Genomic DNA, 4,919 nt, shown 5'->3' with positions numbered 1-4,919 from the left:
CGGGCGAACGCTCATTGCCGAGCACCGAATCCGCGCCCCAAACACCCAACCCGAAACCGCTCAGGCCAGCACGTCAGAGACATGCAAGATCGAGGCTAACCTCGCTTCTCCGCTGGTCTTGACAGACAACCGACTGCTGGAGTTACACTGATCACAGTTTAAAACGTTTCAAAACACTTCAACGAGGATGACGACATGCCGACTTTCAGCGATATCGCCGGATTGCTCGCGGACCAGGCCATCGAGCTCCCGTCGTGGGCGTTCGGCAACTCCGGCACCCGTTTCAAGGTGTTCAGCACCGCCGGGGTGCCGCGCGATCCCTACGAGAAGATCGCCGATGCGGCGAAGGTGCACGAGCTGACCGGGCTGGCGCCGTCGGTGGCCCTGCACATCCCGTGGGACCGGGTCGAAGACTTCGACAAACTGGGCACCCACGCGGCGAACCTCGGGGTGCGGCTGGGCACGATCAACACCAACACGTTCCAGGACGAGGACTACAAGTTCGGCAGTCTCACCCACGTCGACGAGAAGGTCCGCGCGAAGGCGATCGCGCACATGCACGAGTGCATCGACATCATGGGCGTCACCGGCAGCCGGGACCTGAAGATCTGGCTCCCGGACGGCACCAACTACCCCGGTCAGGGTGACCTGCGTGGTCGCCAGGACCGGCTCGCCGACTCGCTGCGGCAGGTGTACGCGCGCCTCGGTGAGCAGCAGCGGCTGGTGCTCGAGTACAAGTTCTTCGAGCCCGCCTTCTACGCCACCGACGTCCCGGACTGGGGCACCTCGTACGCGCACTGCGTCGCGCTCGGCGAGCGGGCCCTGGTGTGCCTGGACACCGGGCACCACGCGCCGGGCACCAACATCGAGTTCATCGTCGCCCAGTTGCTGCGCCTGGGCCGACTCGGATCGTTCGACTTCAACTCCCGCTTCTACGCCGACGACGACCTGATCGTCGGCGCCGCGGACCCGTTCCAGCTGTTCCGCATCATGTTCGAGGTCGTCCGCGGCGGCGGGTACGGACCCGACAGCGGCGTGGCGTTCATGCTCGATCAGTGCCACAACGTCGAGGAGAAGATCCCCGGGCAGATCCGCTCGGTCCTCAACGTGCAGGAAATGACCACCCGCGCCCTGCTCGTCGACCGCGACGCGCTGGCCGAGGCCGAACGCGACGGCGACGTCCTCGGCGCCAACGAGGTGTTCATGGACGCCTACTACACCGATGTCCGCTCGGACCTGGCCGACTGGCGCACCTCGCGCGGTCTGCCCGCGAATCCGATGCGAGCCTTCCGCGACAGCGGATACGCAGACCACATCGCCGCCGAACGAGTCGGCGGCACCCAAGCCGGATGGGGAGCCTGAAAGAACATCATGAGCGACAACACCAACACCACTGTCGAACAACTGTTGGCCCGATCGAACCGCCTCGGGTCCGATCCGAAGAACACCAACTACGCCGGCGGCAACACCTCCGCCAAGGGCTCCGAGATCGACCCGGTCACCGGGGAGAGCGTCGAGCTGCTGTGGGTCAAGGGATCCGGCGGCGACCTCGGCACCCTCACCGAGAAGGGTTTGGCCGCACTACGCCTGGACCGGATGCGAGCCCTCGTCGAGGTCTACCCGGGCGTCGAGCGGGAAGACGAGATGGTCGCCGCGTTCGACTACTGCCTGCACGGCAAGGGCGGCGCCGCCCCCTCGATCGACACCGCCATGCACGGTCTCGTCGACGCCGCCCATGTCGACCACCTGCACCCCGATTCCGGCATCGCGATCGCCACCGCCAAGGACGGCGAACAGCTCACCAAGACCATCTTCGGCGACAAGGTCGTGTGGGTGCCGTGGCGGCGGCCCGGCTTCCAGCTCGGCCTCGACATCGCCGAGGTCAAGGACGCCCACCCCGATGCCATCGGCACCATCCTCGGCGGCCACGGCATCACCGCCTGGGGCACCACCAGCGAAGAGGCCGAAGCCAACTCGAAGTGGATCATCGACACCGCCCAGGCCTACCTCGATCAGCACGGATCCGCCACCCCGTTCGGCGGCGTCGTCGACGGGTTCACCGCCCTGCCCGCAGACGAACGGCGCGCCAATGCCGCCGCGCTGGCACCGCACCTGCGCAAGGTAGCCTCCCGCGACAAGCCGATGGTCGGGCACTTCAGTGACACCGACGTCGTCCTCGAGTTCCTCGCCAGCGAAAAGCTCGGCCTGTTGGCCGAACTCGGCACCTCCTGCCCGGACCACTTCCTGCGCACCAAGGTCAAGCCGCTGGTGCTCGACCTGCCCGCCACCGCGTCCGTCGAGGACGCCGTCGCCCGCCTGACCGAGCTGCACGAGGCGTATCGGGCCGACTACCAGGCCTACTACGCCCGGCACGCCACCGCGGACTCCCCCGCGATCCGCGGCGCCGACCCGGCGATCATACTGGTCCCCGGCGTGGGCATGTTCTCCTACGGCAAGGACAAGCAGACCGCCCGCGTGGCCGGCGAGTTCTACACCAACGCAATCAACGTGATGCGCGGCGCCGAAGCCGTCTCCACCTACGCCCCGATCGACGAGAGTGAGAAGTTCCGCATCGAGTACTGGGCGCTCGAGGAGGCGAAACTGCAGCGCATGCCCAAGCCCCGTTCCCACGCCGGCCGCATCGCCCTGGTCACCGGCGCCGCCAGCGGCATCGGCAAGGCCATCGCCACCCGACTGGCCGCCGAGGGCGCCTGCGTGGTGATCGCCGACCTCGATGCGGACAAGGCCCGCGCCGCCGCCGAGGAAATCGGCACCGCCGACGTCGCGGTCGGTGTCGCGGCCGACGTCACCGACGCCGCCCAGGTCCGCGCCGCCGTCGACGCGACCCTGCTCGCCTTCGGCGGGATCGACCTGCTCGTCAACAACGCCGGACTGTCCATCTCCAAGCCGCTGCTCGAGACCTCCGAGAAGGACTGGGACCTGCAGCACGACGTGATGGCCAAGGGCAGCTTCCTGATGGCCCAGGCCGCCGCGAAGGCGATGATCGACCAGGAACTGGGCGGTGACATCGTCTACATCTCCTCCAAGAACTCGGTCTTCGCCGGACCCAACAACATCGCCTACAGCGCGGTGAAAGCCGACCAGGCGCACCAGGTCCGGCTCCTCGCCGCCGAACTCGGCGGACACGGCATCAAGGTCAACGGCATCAACCCCGACGGCGTGGTCCGCGGGTCCGGCATCTTCGCCGGCGGCTGGGGCGCCAAGCGCGCCGCGGTGTACGGGGTCGAGGAGAACAAGCTCGGTGAGTTCTATGCCCAGCGCACCCTGCTCAAGCGGGAGGTGCTGCCCGAACACGTCGCCAACGCCGCCGCGCTGATCACCTCCGACGAGTTCAGCCACACCACCGGCCTGCACATCCCCGTCGACGCCGGCGTCGCCGCCGCCTTCCTCCGGTAAACCCCATGCCTGCCAGAGTTTTCGGTGCCGTCGACATCGGCGCCTCCAGTGGCCGGGTGATCGCCGGGGTGGTCGACGGCGGCCGCACCACCCTGCACACCGTGCACCGCTTCACCAACGGGGTCCGTGAACGGGACGGGCACCTGCGGTGGAACATCACCGGCCTCTACCGGGAAGTGCTCACCGGTCTGCGGGCCCTCGCGGTCGGGTTCCCGGAGGTCGAATCGATCGGCATCGACACCTGGGCGGTGGACTACGGCCTGCTCGACGCCGACGGGAATCTGCTCACCGAACCGATTTCCTACCGGGACGGCCGCACCGATGCGGTGATCGACACCGTCCACGACCGCATCGACCGGCAGGGTTTGTATGGAATCAACGGCCTGCAGTACCTGCCGTTCAACACCGTGTACCAACTCGTCGCAGAGCAGGAGTCGGCACTGTGGGACCGGGCCGCGCACATCGTGCTGCTGCCCGACCTGCTCGCCTATTGGCTCACCGGCGAGCTCCGGACCGAGGCGACGAACGCCTCCACGACCGGTCTGCTCGACGTGCGGACCGGAACCTGGTCACGGGAACTGCTGACCCGTCTCGACATCCCGCGGTCACTTCTGCCGCCGCTGCAGCAGCCGGGCGAGCAGCGCGGGATACTGCGGCCGGAACTGGCGGAGACCACGGGACTGTCGCGGTCGACGGCGGTGACCACCGTCGGCTCCCACGACACCGCATCGGCGGTGGCCGCAGTCCCGGCCACCAACCCCCGATTCGCCTACGTCTCCAGCGGCACCTGGTCGCTCGCCGGTGTCGAACTCGCCGCCCCGGTACTCACCGCTCAGGCGCGGCAAGCGAAGTTCACCAACGAGGGCGGCGTCGACGGGCGCACCCGCTTCCTCCGCAATGTCGGGGGCCTGTGGCTGCTCCAGGAATCCATCCGAGCATGGAAGGAGGGTGGCCGAAAAGTGGAGCTGAACGCTCTGCTGGCCGAGGCTACGGCCCTCCCGGCCGGCGGACCGGAAATCGACATCGACGACACCGAGTTCATCCGCCCCGGCGACATGCCCACCCGGATCTGCACGGCCGCGGGACTGCCGTCGTCGACGAGCCCGGCCGAGGTCGTCCGCTGCATCCTCGACTCGCTTGCCACCGCGTACCGCGACACGATCCGTCAAGCGGTCGCGTTGACGGGCGCCACGGTGGAGGTGATCCATATTGTCGGAGGCGGTTCCCAGAATGCGCTGCTGTGCCAGCTGACGGCCGACCGATCCGGATTGCCCGTCATCGCCGGACCCGTCGAAGCGACCGCACTCGGGAACGTCCTGGTCCAGGCCCGCGCCCACGGGGCGGCCCCGGACACACTCGATGACATCCGCCACGCGCTCGCGCAGACCCAACGGACACGGGAGTACCTGCCATCCCCGGTGGGCGCGCAGGGGCGGTGCCTCGCCCGCCATTGACACCGCTCTCCTATCGACGCAACCCCAGGCGGCCGGTCACCCATCGGT

Annotated in this window: 3 protein-coding genes; all 3 read left to right on the top strand. The window is 68.2% G+C overall.

Going from position 1 to position 4,919, the window contains the following annotated elements; genetic code table 11:
• The first annotated feature begins 195 nt into the window (after window positions 1-195).
• Genes rhaI through ACFTZB_RS42920 form a run of 3 tightly spaced genes read left to right on the top strand, consistent with a single transcriptional unit; the run spans window position 196 to window position 4,871 of the window.
• Window positions 196-1,362 (top strand): L-rhamnose isomerase, encoded by a 1,167-nt coding sequence (rhaI, locus tag ACFTZB_RS42930; protein ID WP_378441645.1) that lies wholly within the window; start codon window positions 196-198, stop codon window positions 1,360-1,362.
• A gap of 9 nt (window positions 1,363-1,371) precedes the next feature.
• Entirely contained in the window at window positions 1,372-3,417 is a 2,046-nt protein-coding gene (locus ACFTZB_RS42925; RefSeq protein WP_378441643.1) for a bifunctional aldolase/short-chain dehydrogenase, read from the top strand.
• Between the two features lie 5 nt (window positions 3,418-3,422).
• On the top strand, window positions 3,423-4,871 hold the full coding sequence (locus ACFTZB_RS42920; RefSeq protein WP_378441641.1) for a rhamnulokinase family protein: 1,449 nt from the start codon (window positions 3,423-3,425) through the stop codon (window positions 4,869-4,871).
• Window positions 4,872-4,919 lie beyond the last annotated feature (48 nt).

The organism is Rhodococcus sp. NPDC057014 (assembly GCF_042673295.1).
Taxonomy (GTDB): domain Bacteria; phylum Actinomycetota; class Actinomycetes; order Mycobacteriales; family Mycobacteriaceae; genus Rhodococcus_F.
The sequence above is the reverse complement of the archived record's forward strand: the minus strand, read 5'-3'. Positions and strand labels throughout refer to the sequence as shown.